14 protein-coding genes are annotated in these 16,367 nt (G+C 59.8%); 5 read left to right on the top strand and 9 right to left on the bottom strand.

Going from position 1 to position 16,367, the window contains the following annotated elements; genetic code table 11:
- Positions 1–2: 2 nt before the first annotated feature.
- Positions 3–296, top strand: a complete 294-nt coding sequence (locus GRI58_RS15515) for a hypothetical protein (RefSeq protein WP_237452009.1) — start codon at positions 3–5, stop codon at positions 294–296.
- Here GRI58_RS15515 and GRI58_RS01860 read toward each other — a convergent pair.
- Positions 293–3,418 carry a TonB-dependent receptor domain-containing protein gene (locus GRI58_RS01860; RefSeq protein ID WP_160751842.1) on the bottom strand — a complete coding sequence of 1,042 codons (3,126 nt, stop codon included), beginning with the start codon at positions 3,416–3,418 and terminating at the stop codon, positions 293–295. The genes GRI58_RS15515 and GRI58_RS01860 overlap by 4 nt on opposite strands.
- A gap of 337 nt (positions 3,419–3,755) precedes the next feature.
- Between GRI58_RS01860 and GRI58_RS01855 the strand changes: the two genes are divergently transcribed.
- Positions 3,756–4,928, top strand: a complete 1,173-nt coding sequence (locus tag GRI58_RS01855; protein ID WP_160751841.1) for an acetyl-CoA C-acetyltransferase — start codon at positions 3,756–3,758, stop codon at positions 4,926–4,928.
- Between the two features lie 91 nt (positions 4,929–5,019).
- Positions 5,020–5,805 carry an SDR family NAD(P)-dependent oxidoreductase gene (locus GRI58_RS01850; RefSeq protein WP_160751840.1) on the top strand — a complete coding sequence of 262 codons (786 nt, stop codon included), beginning with the start codon at positions 5,020–5,022 and terminating at the stop codon, positions 5,803–5,805.
- Between the two features lie 173 nt (positions 5,806–5,978).
- Here the strand turns inward: GRI58_RS01850 and GRI58_RS01845 are convergent, their stop codons facing one another.
- Together GRI58_RS01845 and GRI58_RS01840 are read right to left on the bottom strand one after the other, a co-directional pair.
- The gene (locus GRI58_RS01845) at positions 5,979–6,725 is read right to left on the bottom strand and encodes a hypothetical protein (RefSeq protein ID WP_160751839.1); all 747 of its coding nucleotides are present in this window, start codon (positions 6,723–6,725) and stop codon (positions 5,979–5,981) included.
- A gap of 508 nt (positions 6,726–7,233) precedes the next feature.
- The gene (locus GRI58_RS01840) at positions 7,234–7,521 is read right to left on the bottom strand and encodes a hypothetical protein (RefSeq protein ID WP_160751838.1); all 288 of its coding nucleotides are present in this window, start codon (positions 7,519–7,521) and stop codon (positions 7,234–7,236) included.
- 683 nt (positions 7,522–8,204) lie between these two features.
- Between GRI58_RS01840 and GRI58_RS01835 the strand changes: the two genes are divergently transcribed.
- Positions 8,205–9,074 (top strand): crotonase/enoyl-CoA hydratase family protein, encoded by an 870-nt coding sequence (locus GRI58_RS01835; RefSeq protein ID WP_160751837.1) that lies wholly within the window; start codon positions 8,205–8,207, stop codon positions 9,072–9,074.
- 48 nt (positions 9,075–9,122) lie between these two features.
- The gene (locus GRI58_RS01830; protein WP_160751836.1) at positions 9,123–9,596 is read left to right on the top strand and encodes a MarR family winged helix-turn-helix transcriptional regulator; all 474 of its coding nucleotides are present in this window, start codon (positions 9,123–9,125) and stop codon (positions 9,594–9,596) included.
- Between the two features lie 34 nt (positions 9,597–9,630).
- Here the strand turns inward: GRI58_RS01830 and GRI58_RS01825 are convergent, their stop codons facing one another.
- The 6 genes from GRI58_RS01825 to cpaB all read right to left on the bottom strand — a co-directional run bounded on the left by GRI58_RS01825 (position 9,631) and on the right by cpaB (position 16,335).
- Positions 9,631–10,647 (bottom strand): type II secretion system F family protein, encoded by a 1,017-nt coding sequence (locus tag GRI58_RS01825; RefSeq protein ID WP_160751835.1) that lies wholly within the window; start codon positions 10,645–10,647, stop codon positions 9,631–9,633.
- A 14-nt stretch (positions 10,648–10,661) separates the two neighbouring features.
- Positions 10,662–11,633 carry a type II secretion system F family protein gene (locus GRI58_RS01820; RefSeq protein ID WP_160751834.1) on the bottom strand — a complete coding sequence of 324 codons (972 nt, stop codon included), beginning with the start codon at positions 11,631–11,633 and terminating at the stop codon, positions 10,662–10,664.
- 81 nt (positions 11,634–11,714) lie between these two features.
- On the bottom strand, positions 11,715–12,998 hold the full coding sequence (locus GRI58_RS01815) for a pilus assembly protein CpaE (RefSeq protein ID WP_160751833.1): 1,284 nt from the start codon (positions 12,996–12,998) through the stop codon (positions 11,715–11,717).
- A 3-nt stretch (positions 12,999–13,001) separates the two neighbouring features.
- Positions 13,002–13,658, bottom strand: a complete 657-nt coding sequence (locus GRI58_RS01810; RefSeq protein ID WP_160751832.1) for a CpaD family pilus assembly protein — start codon at positions 13,656–13,658, stop codon at positions 13,002–13,004.
- A 14-nt stretch (positions 13,659–13,672) separates the two neighbouring features.
- Complete coding sequence (locus tag GRI58_RS01805) at positions 13,673–15,229, bottom strand: type II and III secretion system protein family protein (protein ID WP_160751831.1); 1,557 nt, start codon at positions 15,227–15,229, stop codon at positions 13,673–13,675.
- Positions 15,230–15,267: 38 nt separating this feature from the next.
- Complete coding sequence (gene cpaB / locus GRI58_RS01800) at positions 15,268–16,335, bottom strand: Flp pilus assembly protein CpaB (protein ID WP_160751830.1); 1,068 nt, start codon at positions 16,333–16,335, stop codon at positions 15,268–15,270.
- Between the last annotated feature and the right edge of the window lie 32 nt (positions 16,336–16,367).

Below are 16,367 nucleotides of genomic sequence, written 5' to 3'. Positions count from 1 at the left end.
AGATGTTCAATGCCATCTTCGAAGCGGCCTTCCCGGCAATCGAGCATACCAAGGAAGGCATGGACATCGGGGCGTTCTCCGCTGGTTTGGAGAATGGTTTTGCAAAGCGAACGGGCCTCGGCGGTACGACCGCTTCGCGCCATGTGCAAAGCTTCGTCGAATTTCGCGGACTTGTCTGTTTGGGTGTTCATGTTGGTGCTTTAGACGGATTGGGCCGGGGCTTGAAAGGGGCGGCAGTACAAAAAAAGGGCGGCCAATTGGCCGCCCTTCGTATTTGTATCGACTTGGCTAATTAGAAGTCGAGCGTGACACCGGCAAAGATGTACCGACCGAGCGAGTCATAGACTGCCGGGTAAGTGTTACCGTTACACGGGCCGGTCGGGCACGAGCTGTCATAGCCGCTACCGCCCGAGCTGATCAGCGGCGGATCCTTGTCGAAGATGTTATTCACACCAATACGGAACGTATAGTGATCACCCATCTTGAAGGAACCCGCGAGGTCGAACCAGCTCTGACCGGCAATATGCACGCCAGGATTGCCTGGGTTGCCATTGAGGGTGGAGTTGCTCGACGACGAGTCAACGCTCACCGGTCCGAAATAACGCCACTGCAGCGACAGGCCGATACCCGAAGGCATATCCCAGGTCAGGCGAGCCTTGTGACGCCATTTTGCTGTCGGTGCCGACGGAATAGTCGTCAAGCCGCCGCAAGTGCCGCCATAGTAACCGGCACAGTCATACGGCGCGGTCAGGCCGTTATCGACGATGAACTTGTCGATATAGGTCCCAACGATACTTGCCGAAATGCTGCCGAGGCTGCCGACAGACGTCGTGTAGGACGCGTTTACGTCGATACCCTTGGTCTGGATGCTACCAACGTTGCTGTTGATGTCCGTAACAAAACCGTCAGGCGTCAGCCACAGCGACCCGCTGACCGGGTTACGATGGATGAGCGCGCAAGCGACGGGGTTGACGTCTGTCGTACAGCTCTTGAGGATTGCATCCGCGCCGAAGCCCTGGATCGCGTTCTCGATCTTGATGTCGTAATAATCGACCGATGCTGCGAAACCGGGCAGGAACGACGGTTGGAGCACAACTCCGAGCGACTTGGTTGTCGCGACTTCAGGAACGAGGTCCGGGTTACCGCCGATGAAGCCGTTATACTGCTGGGCGGGGTTTGGAGCGACCTGCTGGCCGATCGAAAGTCCCTGAGCAATACAGCCGACGTTAGCAGCAGTGATCTTGAACCCGGAGCACGGATCGGTCGACCCATCCAGAGCCACCAACTGCGGAGCGAACAGTTCCTGGATATTCGGCACACGCACTGCACGGTTGTACGAAGCGCGGAACCGGATATCGCGGATCGGCGCGAACTCGACACCGAACTTGTAAGTATCGGTAGCGTAGGTCTTGCCGTTGCTCGTGTCGTAGTTCGAGTGACGATAGCCAGCGTTGACCGACAGCAGCTTGATGAAGCTGTCCTGGACGATCGGAAGCTGCGCCTCACCGAAGAAATCGACGGTGTGATAGTTACCCGAAACAGGAAGCGTTGCAGCGCCCTGGCCGGTCAGATCGCCGGTTTCGAAAGCATGATCGACCTGAAGGTCGAGCGATTCCTTGCGGTACTCGACGCCGACGTTGACGCCCAAGCCATCCGCTGCCCAAGGGGATTGGATGCCATACTGGCCGAGCTGGCCGGTGATCGAGGCGTTCGCCACCTGCTCACTGACGATACCCTTCTGGAAGCCCGATGCTGCGACGTAGTTCAGAGCATCGGATGTGATGTTCCCACCGAAGACGTCGTAGGGAACACAGCTCGGGTCACTCTGGTCAAGCGCCGAACGGCAGACCGGATTACCAGTGCTCGGATCGGTGACGACGTCCGTCGCCTTGTTCAAGCGGGCAATCGACAGCTCATTGGTGTAAACCTGTGTGTAAACCGTCCGACCATACTGGTAATATGCGTCATAGGAGAACGCCGGATTCAGATCGCCCTTGACACCGATCACACCGCGATATTGCGTGTGCTCGAAGTCTGCGGCGCGATAACCGCCTTCCACGTTGCGCTTGAGCAGCTGGAAGAACGCACGGTTATAGGTCTGACCAGTTGTCGGATCGGTGAAGGTCAGCGGAGCCGGGCCCGGGTTCAACATACCCGTCAGCGGGAAGTTGCCGAGATAACCGTTCACGAGGTTCGGCGTTGCGCAAACCACGGATTTCTGAGTGGCCGACAGCAGCGGGTTGTCGCAGTTGACGGTCAGCGTATTGCCGAAGTCACCCGACGGAGCGATCTGAGCCACCGAGCGGTCGTCCATGAACATGAACTCAGCATAGGGACGGATCGCGTCGTTGATGTCGTAATGGGCGAAGAAGCCGGCGGTATAACGCTCGTCAGGACGTTGAAAATAGTTCGACGGTGCAAAGTTATACCGCGTCAAACCATTCTCGAAACCACCGTTCGGCCTGATCGTGTAGATCGTCGAAGAGGTCGTGTTGCCAGTGGTGGGATCGTAAAGCAGCACGTTGCCGTTGGCAGATGTAGCCGAGCCACCGCACTGGTTGGCGCCAGAACTCGTGTTCTGGATAGTACAAGCACTGTAATCACGACGGGCCTGAATGACAGGATTTGCCTTGCGATAACCGACGTAGGCGGTCACATGGCCACGGTTGTCGTCGAAGCCGGTGCCGATGGTCAGCGTAGTGTCGATAGTACCGCCGTCAGCAACGCTACCCTCGGGATAGCCGTAGCCGCTCAGCCCTTGCGCCTGGCGCGCATCAAGCAACGGACGGATGAAGTCGTTGTGGTTGTTGTGCTGATAGAAGCTGTATTGTCCATCGAGACGGATACCGCTGAAGTCGGTGTCCATGATGAAGTTGACAACACCGGCAACGGCGTCTGCACCATAGGTCGACGAGGCGCCGCCTGTCAGAACTTCAACTCGCTTGACCAGCCCAGCCGGAATGGCGTTGAGGTCGGCTGCGGAGTCGTTGGGGTCACCCGGCATCAGGCGACGACCGTTGACCAGCACCAGCGTACGCGAAGCACCAAGGCCGCGAAGGTCGACTGTCGCCGTACCCGAGGCGCCGTTCGACAGCGTGCTCGCCTGACCAGCAAACACCTGCGGCAGGCTGTTTGTAAGGTCTTCGATCCGAGTCGTACCCTGGAGTTTGATGTCCTGGCTATTCAGAACGGTGACCGGGCTTGCGCCTTCGATATTCGGCTGCGGAATGCGCGAACCGGTAACGATGATGGTCGAGCCGCTGTCTGCAGCCGGAGCAGGAGGTGCAGCGTCTGACGAGGATTGCGAGGTCGCCTGCGCGTCGGTTGTAGTGTCCTGCGCAAAGGCAGGCACACTCGCCAACGCAAGGCCGAGCGCCAACGGAGCGACACTTGCCTTGAGGAGGGTGGGATGTTTCATCTGGAGGATGTCCCCTATTAGATACGGCCGGTAATTCAGCCTTTTGGTGGGTTTGCAGACGCGACAGGATCAACAAATCCCGCCGCATGCTGCGTGCGAATTGCGGCAGGCTCGTTACCGTCGCAACAAGATTCGCCGGATTTTGGCGAGTTTCGCATCACCTGTTGCTCACGTACCACAGGTACTTTTGTGAGGAATTTGGAGCATTGTTGTATTAGGAATCACTAGAATTGTAATTTTCTTACGCACTGTGTTTGCGCTCAACTCTCCCTTGACCACCAAGCACCCCCGCTTTACGTCCACGTAAACAGTAGCAAAAGAAAACCGGAGTTACAGGATGCCCGAAGCTTATATCGTCGAAGCCGTTCGCACTGCCGGAGGGCGCCGCGGTGGGCGGCTCGCGGGGGTCCATCCGGTCGATCTCGCCGCCAAGTCGCTCGACGCGATTGTCGACCGCGCGGGGATCGATCCCCGCGCGGTCGAGGATGTGGTGATGGGTTGCGTCAGCCAGGGCGGTGAGCAGGCGATGCAGGTCGGGCGCAATGCGGTGCTTGCCACGAAGCATCTGGGCGAGGGCACGCCCGCCGTCACCATCGACCGGCAGTGTGGTTCCTCGCAGCAGGCCGTGCAGTTCGCCGCGCAAGCGGTGATGAGTGGCACGCAGGACGTCGTCATCGCCAGCGGCGTGGAAAGCATGAGCCGCGTGCCGATGGGCTCGACCGCGATGTTCCACATGAAAGAAGGGTTGGGGAACTACAAATCGCCCGGCCTCGAAGAGAAATATCCCGGCATCCAGTGGTCCCAGTTCATCGGCGCGGAGATGATCGCTAAGAAGCACGGCTTCACCAAGGATGACCTCGACCGTTTCGCCCTGCTGAGCCACCAGAATGCGATCCGCGCGACCGAAAGCGGCGTGTTCAAATCCGAGATCGTGCCGGTCGCCATCGAAACGCCCGAGGGCGAGGTGATGCACACGGTGGACGAGGGCATTCGTTTCGACGCGACGCTTGAAAGCATTGCGTCCGTAAAACTGCTCAGCCCCGAAGGGATTATCACGGCTGCCACCAGCAGCCAGATCTGCGACGGGTCGAGCGCGGTGCTGGTGTTGAGCGAGGCGGCGCTCAATCTTCATGGTCTGACCCCGATGGCGCGCATCCACAACCTTACTGTCACGGCGGGCGACCCGGTCATCATGCTGGAAGAGCCGCTGTTCGCGACCGACCGCGCGCTCGAAAAGGCGGGCATGAAAATCGGCGACATCGACCTTTACGAGGTCAATGAAGCGTTTGCGTCGGTCCCGCTTGCCTGGCTCAAGCACACTGGGGCGGATCCGGACAAGCTCAACGTCAATGGCGGCGCGATCGCGCTCGGCCACCCGCTCGGCGCATCCGGCACCAAGCTGATGACGACGCTGATCCATGCGTTGAAGGCGCGCGGGCTGAAATACGGGTTGCAGACGATGTGCGAGGGCGGCGGCGTCGCCAACGTCACCATTATCGAGGCGCTTTGAGTCAGCGAAAGGGCCCTGCGCAGGCGGGGATCTCACTTGCATTTGCAGGAGACTCCCGCTTGTTGCGGGGGATCAGGAAAAGGAACAGATCATGGAAGTCAGCAGCAAAACCCCCGCCGTCGTGACCGGCGGTGCCTCCGGCCTCGGCGCGGCAACCGCCCGCGCGCTCGCCGCCAAGGGTGCCAAGGTCGCCATCTTCGACATGAACGAGGAGAAGGGCGAAGCGATGGCCAAGGAACTGGGCGGTGTGTTCTGCAAGGTCAATGTGACCAGCGAGGAGGACGTCGATGCCGGTTTCGCCAAGGCGCGCGAAGCGCATGGGCAGGAACGCATCCTCGTCAATTGCGCCGGTATCGGCAATGCGATCAAGACCGCATCGCGCGACAAGCAGACCGGCGAGATCAAGCATTTCCCGCTGCAGGCGTTCGAATTCGTGATCCAGGTGAACCTCATCGGCACCTTCCGCTGCATCGCCAAATCGGCGGCCGGGATGATGACGCTCGACCCGATGGACGATGAAGGCGCACGCGGTGCGATCGTCAACACCGCCTCGGTCGCTGCCGAAGACGGGCAGATGGGTCAGGCCGCCTATTCCGCGTCCAAGGGCGGTGTGGTCGGCATGACCCTGCCGATCGCGCGCGATTTGATGCGCGAGGGCATCCGGGTGAACACGATCCTGCCCGGCATCTTCAACACCCCGCTGATGAACGCCGCCCCGCCGCAGGTGAAGGAAGCGCTGGCCGCCAGCGTGCCGTTCCCCAAGCGGCTCGGCAATCCGGAAGAATACGCCAAGCTGGCGATGTGCATGATCGAAACCGGATATTTCAACGGCGAGGACGTGCGCCTCGATGGCGCGATCCGGATGGCGCCGCGCTGAGTTCCATCAGCGACAGGTTCAAGGCAGGCGCCGTTGCGGCTTCGCAGCGGCGCCTGTTGTTTTGTGGGGCATGGGCGGGGTGGTCGATGTCTGCTTCTGGCGATTTTTGGATCGGTCGTGAATGGCGGATATGTTGGGATTTCAGACATTGGAGTTGTCTCGAATGCCGTGGGCTATGTAGCGTGCAGGTCGTCCCAGCCCGTTAGAGAAAGCGCGAAGGATTCCAATTTCGCCAAAGGCCGCGCCACTTCCCATCGGTGCATAACCTTGTAACCCGAAGCATCAAGAAACTCGAAGACGGTCTCCTTTCCATCGAGGCCACCCCAGCAAATAGAAGTAGGCAGATTACGCAGCTCGTTTTGAGAGACTAGCCCCTTGAGCTTTGCAAGTTCGGCAGCTGTGATCGCGCGATCGACCCTTCGAATGACCTTGCCAGGCTGGTAGCCGCCCGCGCCGCTCAAGAGTGATGCTACTAATTTCCCACCCTGCGGTCCGATATCGAAACGGACGATGATCGGATGCTCGAACGTAGGCAGCACCATGACGCGATAGTGGGCATTATATCGATCGCCTTCTTCATGCCGCTTCTGAGTGAATGACGGCTCGTACGCTGCTCGCAACATGCCGGAAAACCAGTCGTATTGGAGCGCAACCATCTGCCCCCGGCACTGCGCTTCCGCTGGGCAAGCGATTGTGGGCTTCAATAGGGTCAGTGGGAAGTATTGCGGCGAAGCATCAAGGATTCGAGGTTGGCGCACCTTCGCGCCGGGTTCACAGACCGGCTTGGGAAAATCAGCAGCCTTTCGATTATACTCGGTGACAATCTGGCTTTCGTCTGGCTCTTTGGCTTCGGGCGCAGAGCAACTCGGCAAAGACGACAGAACGAGTAGGCCACAGATGATACGTGTAAATACCCGCATGCTCCCCCCGCAGATAATGGAAGTGAAGCTGCCACGCCTGCCTTAAGATTGCTAGTAATCTAATACAGCTAAACCGCCTCTAGGGCGTTCGACGCTGAGCGGAAATTACAGCAATGTTGGGTTAGCTGACCTAAGAGCGCGTCGGAGAATGTCGCTCGCAAATCCAAATCATGATCGCAATTCCCGCAAGCATAGGCACGGCAAAGATGCCTGACATGTCGCGGTCAATGAGGAAACAAGTGACGAGTGTGAGAGCTATTCCCACGAGCGTGACTGCGAATCCTTTCCAGTGGATGGGAAAGTAACTCCACAGGATGCGACTGAACCAAATCTCCCGACCAGCGTCATTGAATCTGCGACGACGCTCAATTTGAAGCCAATGAGGCTCGTCGGGTTTGTACGGGGGAAGGTTCATCAAGGCATTCTGAATTAGCGACGCCATGACCGCAATGTTGTCGTGTCCTGACCGGCCGAAATGGCGGATTTGTTGGGGGAAGCTGACGTTGGGTTAGGTGTCGAAAGCTGACTCAAGTCGCAACAGCAAATAGCGATGCAACTGGATGAGAGCCCATTGTAATACGACCCAAATGCAAATGACCGCGGCGAGCCCGAACCATGCCGGATGCTCTGGCGGAAGACTTGAAGTGAAGCCGCCCGTTCCGCCAACTGCAATCAACGAAGCGAACCCACACACGCTTAGAAGTGCGAGGGTTGCAGCGCCAGTAAAGACATAGACAGCACCGCGCAAAGCCAACTCCAATGAAAGCTGCCAATCGTTGCTTTTGAAGTTACCCATTGTGGCAGTATCGTCAGTTAATTGAGTACTGCAACTGTGTCGTGTCCTGACAGGCCATAATGGCGGGATTGTTGGGGGAAGGAGACACAGTTTAGTTTTCCCGCTTCTCGAATTTTAATTCGCCGAACTTGCCATTCAAGTTAATCGTCTCCCTGATTTCGGCGTGTCCACAGTCCAAAGCCGAACAACGCAAGGCAAGAGATACCGAGAAAACCTGCCGAATAGCTTATCACCTCATCCAGCGGAAAATCGAACAACAAGAGTATACTGAACATGAGAACTGAGGTTAGAGAAATGTATCCCCAAAACCTTTGAAAATCGCTATCCGTCATTCTTTGCACTTTGCCCCTCCCTAGATAGCTTTGGTTTTCATGGCACCGTACTGCTATGGCCACAATTGGTCGTGTCCTGACAGGCAGGATTTCCTGCTTCAGTGGTCCAAAGCAGACGGTTGGTGCCCGGTTCAAGTCGCTGCTTCGTATGCTATCCTGTGACATCTCTCAGTTTCTCAAAATCCGACCACCGATTTCCTACGGGACTGATCGTGGGTTAGAAGCTCCGCATGACAGCACCATGCCAAATCTGCCGCTCATCATTGCCTGTTCGCAATGGGCGGTTTTCATTGTCAGGACCGTGTTCCATGTGTTCCAGATAGGCGGACTGACCGGAGAGGAATTCAATTTATGTCCTACACCCAGATCAAGCTCGATATTGCCGATGGCATAGCCACGATCACGCTGCATCGTCCGGAGAAGATGAACGCCTTTACCCGCGTGATGATGCAGGAGGTGATCGACGCGCTCGACGTGATCGATGCCGACGACAGCGTGCGCGCGGTGATCGTCACCGGGCATGGCGAGCGGGCGTTCTGCGCCGGGGCGGACCTCACTCCGGAGGGCGGGGGGCATGTGTTCTCCGACCCCAATCCGGTGGAAGACCTGTCGGACGAGCGTGTGCGCGACGGGGGCGGGCGGCTGGTCTTGCGTTTGTTCAACTCGCAAAAGCCGCTGATCGGCGCGTGCAACGGCGTGGCCGTCGGCGTGGGCGCAACCATGCAATTGCCTTTCGACATGCGGCTGTGTTCGGACAATGCGCGTTTCGGCTTCGTCTTCGCGCGGCGCGGGATCACGCCCGAGGCCGCGTCGAGCTGGTTCCTGCCGCGCCTCGTAGGGATGCAGACTGCGCTCGAATGGTGCATGACGGGCCGCATATTCGATGCTGCCGAAGCGAAGGATCGCGGGCTGGTCCGCTCGGTCCATCCACAAGACGAGCTCATGGAGGCGGCGCGCGGCCTTGCGCGCGAGATTGCCGACAACACCTCTGCCGTGTCGGTCGCGATGACCCGCGCGATGCTGTGGCGCCTGCCGTCAGAGCCGCATCCGATGATGGCCCACCGGATCGACAGCCGCTCGATCTATCGCCTGTCGCGTAGTGCCGACGCGCGCGAGGGTGTGCAGAGCTTTCTGGAGAAGCGCGCGCCGGACTATCCCGATACGGTCGGGGCGAACATGCCCGACTTCTATCCCTGGTGGGACGAGCCGGGTTACGAGTAGTTTCACTCGCAACTTGAATTCCGCAGATGCCACGGTAGGTTCGTGTGGATGAACGCTTCGACCCGCACCGCCAGACGCCTCGCCGAGTTCCTGCCCTACCAGCTTTCGCTGGCGTCGAACGCCGTCTCGACACGCATTGCCGATCAGTACCGGCGCCGGTTTGCGCTAAGGATGACGGATTGGCGCGTTATGGCAGTGCTCGGCGACGGCGGGCCGCTGACCCAGCGCCAGCTCTGTCAGCTCACGCTGATGGACAAGGTGCCGGTCAACCGCGCGTGCAAGGCGCTGGAGGAGCGCGGTCTTGCAGAACGCAAGCCGAATGAGAATGACGGGCGCTCGCATCTGCTCGAACTGACGGCCGAGGGGCGGGCGGTCCATGCGCGGATCATGCCGCTGGCGGAGAAGATTGAGGAGGAGCTGTTCAGCTCGTTGAGTTCCGAGGAGCGCGCAACCTTGCGGGCGGTGCTTGCGCGGTTGCGAGAGGCCGCCGGAGAATTCGATCCCGAGAGCCTGGCGGACTGATCGTCAGCCGGACCCCCGGTTTCGAAGACTTGGATCAATTCCCTCCGCCCAAGCCCGAGCCACCGCTGAACGCATCGGCGATCGAACAGGCCGCAGGGCCAAGAATGACGATGAACAGCGTGGGCAGGATAAACAGGATCAGCGGCACGGTCATGATCGCGGGCAGGCGGGCGGCCTTTTCCTCCGCACGCATCATGCGCTCGTTGCGGAATTCGGCCGAAAGCACACGCAGGGCGGAGGCCAGCGGGGTACCGTAGCGTTCGGTCTGGACCATGGTCGTGACCACGCCCTTCACCGCTTCGAGGTCGACGCGATAGGCGAGATTGTTGAACGCTTTGCGGCGTTCGTTGAGAAATGAAAGCTCGATCGCGGTCAGCGCGAATTCGTCACCCAGCTCGGGATAGGCCCGGCCCAATTCCTTGGCTACACGGTTGAAGGCGGCGTCGACAGTGAGGCCGGCCTCGGCGCAGATGACCAGCAGGTCGAGCGCGTCGGGCAGGCCCTTCCGGATTGCATCGGTGCGCTTCTTGGCGATGTTCGAAAGATAGAGTTCGGGGCCCTTGTAACCCAGGAACAGCACCGCGCCCATGGCCATGACACGCTTCATCTGCCAGTCGGGATAGATCTGAACGACATAGAGCATGACGAAGGCAATCGTACCCAGGACGATCGGCATGATCATGCGCGCGCCGATCAGGTAGACCGCCATTTCCTTGTTGCGGAAACCTGCCCAGGCAAGTTTCTGCGCCATCATGTCGACCTGGCTCTGTTGCAGCACTTTCATGCTGCTCAGCGCATCCTTGACCTTTTCGGTCTTTTCGGTCTTGCGCACCAGGCTTTGGCGCTTGCGGGCATTGGCGGTAACGATACCGGCCTTGAGTTCGTCGCGCCGGGCGTTGAGCGCCTTCACCCGCTTGCTCATCGGGTCCTTGATGGTCACGGCAGTATAGACCGCGAATACCATTGCGAATGCGGCGATCCCGGCAAGGATCGAACCGACCATAATGACGTCGAAGCCGAGCAGCGTGGGTCCGGTGGAGGAATTGAGCATGTCCGCTTGACCTCTTAAATTTCGAAACTGACCATCTTGGCCATGATGAAGCAGCCTATGCCCATCCAGGTGAGACCGCCGAGGCCGATCACGACCAGTCGATCATCGGTAAAAAACTTCCCAATATAGCCTGGGTTGATCCACAGGATCAGGCCGAAGACGATGAAGGGCAGGGCGCCGACGATGTAGGCCGAGGCCTTGGATTCCGAGCTCATCGCCTTGATCTTGAGCTTCATTTGCGAGCGCTTGCGCAGCACGTCGGCAAGGTTCGACAGCGTCTCGGCGAGATTGCCACCGGTCTCGCGCTGGATCGCAAGGGTGATGCAGAAGAAGTTGAATTCCGGGATGCTCAGCTTGTCAGCTGTTGCCTGAAGGGCATCCTCCATGGTGCGACCGATCTTGATGCGTTCGACCACACCCTTGAATTCCTCGCCGACAGGACCATCAACTTCGGTTGCTACGACGGAGAGCGTCTCGGTCACCGGAAGGCCCGATCTCAGTCCGCGAACCAGCAGTTCGATCGCATCGGCAAACTTGACGTTGAACTTGTTGGTGCGACGCTTGATCATCGAGTTGACCACCATATGGGGAAGGCCGGCTCCAATCAGGACACCAACTCCCAATGCGAGCAGAAAAGCGCCGCTCTTCAGGAAGATTAGCAGTGCAACGACAAGTCCCAGACCCAGAGATGTGTAGGCGTATTGGCTCAGGGTCCACTTCTTTCCGGTCCGGTCTAGGCGAATGGCCAGCGCTTCGATACGCGAACTGGACCCGGCTGCGCGGCGCGCCTTTGGACGGCGTGCGGCAATCGCTTTCTTGAGTTGCGATTCTACCTTCGCATCGGTGCTTTCGGAATGGCGATAGCGGATCTGCTGGATCCGCCGCTGGCCCGCCTTGCCCATGGAAGGGCCGGCAAACGCCATATAGCCCAGCCCGCTGACTGTCAGCAGTCCGACTACGATCACCATGAGTTGGATCATGTTCACGCCTTGTCCTCCATTCCTGTGTCCGCAGCTGCGCGCTTGGCGAGCGCGCAGCGCAGCGGCGCACCTTCGACCATACTCGGTCTATGCTGGCGCTTTGTCCTTTTTCGCCAGTAAGCTCTTGATATCGAAAGAGCCGAGCAGCGATTTCTTGCCATTCGCGGACTGCTCGGTATCCACGGTGCTGTTGTTCTCGACCGCGCCGAGGATATTCTCTGCCAGCGCCTTGATCTGTGCGCTGCTTTTGCTCTGCGGGTTGGCTTCGATTATCGGCTGGCCGAGTTTGGCCGCCTTGGCCGCGCCGGCTGCGTCGATCGGAATAACGAAGTCGAGCTTGCGTTCGATCGATGCTTCGAAATCGACCTTGCTGATTTCGAGCGCGTTCGATGCCACGCGGTTTGCGACCACCAGCGAGGTTACATGCGGTGCATTCGTCTTGAGCCAGGAAAGGATGCGGATCGTATCGCGGGCACTGGCCAAGGTGAGTTCGGTTGCTATGACCACCATATTCACTTCGCCAAGCAATTGCGGGAAGTTGATCATCATCGAGCGCGGCAGATCGAGCAGCGTAAGTTCGAAAGCATGCCGGAATTCTTCCTGCAACTGCAGAAACGCCGAACCATCGGTCATTAGTGGAGCGTTGATCGGAGCCTCGGCGGAAAGGATCGCGAGGTTATCGTGCGCACGGATCATCGCCCGCTCGATGAACAGCCCGTCGATGCGACTGGGATTGTCGATCGCATCGGTAAGGCCTCGACCCGGTTCGAGATCGAGTGCCAGCGCGCCGGTCCCGAAATGGATGTCGAGATCGAGCAATGCCGTCGGTTTGTTCTTCTTGACAGCAAAATACCATGCCAGCGACGTGGTCAGGGTCGAAGCGCCAACCCCACCACGAGTGCCGATGATCGCAGTGGAAAGGTGGTGTTTGACCCCATCGCCTTCACCCGTTTTGGGTGCGGCGAATACTGCCTGTGCGCCGTTGAGGGCATCGCGCAGGCTGTTGGCCGAAAGCGGCTTAAGCAGATAGTCGTGAATGCCGCTGGCGAGCAGGTCGCGATACAGGCGCACGTCATTGACCTGGCCGATCGCAATAACCACGGTTCCCGGTTCGCACACTTCGGCCAGCGCGTTGATGTCGTTCAGTGGATCGCCGCACTCCGACAGGTCGACCATCAGGATGTTCGGGCTGGCACTGACCGACAACGCTTGGACGGCATTGCGAAGGCCACCCTTGTTGCACTTCTCCGGCTGCCAGCCGAGTTCGATGACGACCGGACGCAGCACGTCCAGCGCGGCTTCGTCGCAGATAAACGCGGCGAACGGATCACGATTTCCTGGCATTGAGCCTGCTTTCCAAGGTGCATTCATGGTTTATTGTCCTCCGCTGGTGCCGCCACCGGAAGTTCCGGCGCCGCTCGCAGTGCTGCTAGCGGCTTTCTCCTGGTAGGCATTGATGGCCTTGGTGGAGGTGTTGACATAGGTGTCAGGCGAGCCCTCCTGGCCCTTGATGAGATCTTCGGGATTGGCGACCATCGCAGCCAGATTGCTGTTCGTGGCACAACCGAAATTGGGCGAGATACCATTGGTCAGATTGGTTTCGGTCTTGACCGACCAGTCCGGACAACCGGGTACGCTGGCGCTCGAGCGGGTAATCGTGACGCGAGCCTGACCCGGCGCAACGCCGGTCATTCCCGTTGCCGTCGAATCCGACAGCAGCAGGCCATAACGTCCGGCGACCTTGGCAACCGCCGCGCGGGTTGTCGGGCTGGCTTGCGGGTCTTCGACCGCAACCCGATCGCCATAGCGCAGGTCCATCGCCTGGAACCACGCGGCGAGCCGCTGCTGCTCCGAGATCGACAGGCCATCGGCATCGGTGTTGACATCGAGCGCTACGGTGCTGCGCTCGACCACTGGCTGCTTGACGCTGTAGAGTGAGCGGTTCTGCGGCATTCCACCGCAGGCGGCGAGGCCCAAGGACAGCGACAGCGCAAGGGCACCGGCAAGCTGACGTTTTATCTGAATGCTCATGTTACGGGTATCCCTCACTGGAAGCTGAAGCCGGGAGCCGCCGAGGCGTCACCCTTCTTGCCATTGTCGGCCTGAGCGGGCTGCGCAGCGCGACGCGGCTGGTCGGCGACCGGTTGCTGCCGCTCCGAAAGCTGCGGGGCGACGGGAGCTGTCGGCGCAGTCGTCGGCATCGGACGCTGGGCACCGGAGACGCCATCATTATCGAGGAAGCCGAGTAGGCGTTGCGCTTCGTTAGGCGAGCGATAGCCGTCGGTCGGCAGGTGGATGTCACGATCGTCGACCGGCTTGACGAGGTATGGCGTCACCACTATCACCAGCTCGGTCTGGCCGCGCTGGAAATTGGTCGAGCGGAACAGATTGCCGAGGATCGGCACGTCCCCTAGGCCCGGAGCCTTGGTGATGGAGTTCTGCGAGTTTGAGGACATCAACCCGGCGATCATGAAGCTCTGGCCGGAGCCGAGCTCGATCGTGGTCTCCGCCCGACGCGTGGTCAGCGCGGGAATTTGGAAGCCATTGATCGTCACCGCACCCTGGCTCGACAGTTCGGACACCTCGGGCTTGACGCGCAGAGAGATGCGCCCGTTGGCGAGCACGGTGGGGGTGTAGGTCAGCTTGACGCCGTAGGTTTTGTAAACGACCGAGGTCGAACCCAGCCCCTGGCTCTGCGGGATCGGGAATTCACCACCTGCGAGGAAGTCGGCCGTTTCACCCGAAAGTGCGGTCAGGTTAGGCTCGGACAGGGTTGTTACCAATCCTTCCGTTTCACCCAAATCGAGCGCACTGCCGATGTCGAGGCCGAGGAATTTGCCGAAAGCGGCAATTGTGGACCCGTTGCTCGTACCGGTGACGAGGCTGGTGCCGTCGGTCGACTTGCTGCCACCGGTAAACAGGCCGCCGCTGGGAGTATACAACGGCACTACGCCTGCACGACCATTGGTCACGCCGAACTTGAAGCCGCTGGTATTATCGAAGGTGGTAAGATTGACGCCGATCGCGCGGACGAAGGTCTTGCTGACTTCGGCAAAACGCACGCGCAGGTTCACCTGCAAGGGCGTTGCGGTCTTCAACCGGCTGATGACGTTGGTGTCCTTGCCGACGAAGGCCTCGACCAGGCGCTGCGCCTCGGCGGCATCTTCGGGCGCGGCAACGGTGCCGGTCAGAAGCACGGTATTGGTGCCCATGGTGGCGACCGAAATCTTCGCTTCGGGCATCGCCAGCGCCAGCATCTGATCGACGCTGTCGATATTCGATCCGACACGGATATTGGCCGACCAGATGATATCGCCACGCGAATTGCTGGCGTAGACGGTGGTGGTCCCGCCGGACTTGCCGAAGACATACAGCTGACGCTGCGACTTCAGTTGGACGTCAGCGATCTGGTCGTTGGCGATGAACACATCGGTCATCGTGCCGGACACATTGATCAGCTGGCCGCGCCCAATCGACAGGACGATATCCTGCGAGCTGGGTTTGACGACGGTCTGGGCGTTGGCCTGGGTGGCCGGGATCGCCGCGATCGGGGCGAGCGCCATGCCAGCAAGCAGCGCATAGGTGATGGGTCGACGGGTCATGTTGGAATGCCTCTCGAATGTCGCTTTCACGAGCGGTGTCAGTAGACGCCCATGGTCTGTTGAAGCTTGCTGCCGGTCCGACCGATTGAGGTCGAGCTGGCAATCGGCGCCTTGCCGAGACCGGAAATCGGTTCGGCTGTCGTATCCTTGCCGCGCGTCACCCGCACGACCGGCCCACGATAGACCTGCTGAACCGGGCCACCGGCAGTCGTATTTGCAGGGCCGGCGTTGCCGGTCGGGGGCAGGGTGCTGCGCGAGAACCGCGATACATCGCCGCCGGTGACGTAGGTCGTCTTGCCGTCTTCCGGCTTGCTTTCCGCCATGCGCATCAGCTTGGCTTCCTGTGCCGGGGTGGCGTTGTCGGGAATGGAGACGCTGCCATCGGCAAGCGCCTTTTCGAGATCTGCATGACCTTCGCCGAGCGGGCGCAGCGTCAGACTGATCGTGCCCATGGTCTGGGCCACGGCGACCTTTTCCGCGATGCGCGGAGTGACCTCGAGTGTAACCGTGCGGCTTTGCTTGGGTACCGTCTTGCCGTCGACCGTATCCTGGGTCGTCGCCTGGTCGGTCGCGAGAACGCGAAGGTTAGCAAGGATGGTTTCCGAGGCTTTCAGAGCCTGGCCGTCACCGTTGATCGATTGCGTCAGGACCATGTCCACCCGATCGCCCGGAAAGATGAAGCCGGCGACGCCCGATTCGGCCGACACAGGAACGGTGATCGCACGCATTCCGGGTGTCAGCGCTGCGGCGAGGAAGCCGCGATCGCCAGGAGCAACCAGCGCACCCTGCGTGACCGGCTCACCAGCGGTGATGCCAAAGCGCACGACGGTGCCGAGCAGCTTGTTCATGTCCGCCTCGCCTTCGAGGAAGTAGGCGTCCTTGACCATATTGCCGGGCCATGGCTGAAAAGCCAGCGAATCGGCGGTGATGATTGTTCCAACCGGCAGAGCGCGCTGTGCGACGAGCACACGCGGTCCCTGCGGCACCGGAGCTGCGGCTTCGGCTTGCGGAGCACCTGCTCCGGCAAACATGCTGCGAGCGACGAACGCTGTTCCGATCGCTACGACCAGCGCGCACACCAGTAGAACCAGCTTCTTCCTGTCCATGGCTTGGTAGGCCCCCTAAATCGACCCCGCGA

Origin of the sequence: Qipengyuania algicida, from assembly GCF_009828025.1 — a bacterium.
Lineage (GTDB): Bacteria > Pseudomonadota > Alphaproteobacteria > Sphingomonadales > Sphingomonadaceae > Qipengyuania > Qipengyuania algicida.
This window is presented reverse-complemented; position numbering and strand designations above follow the sequence as displayed.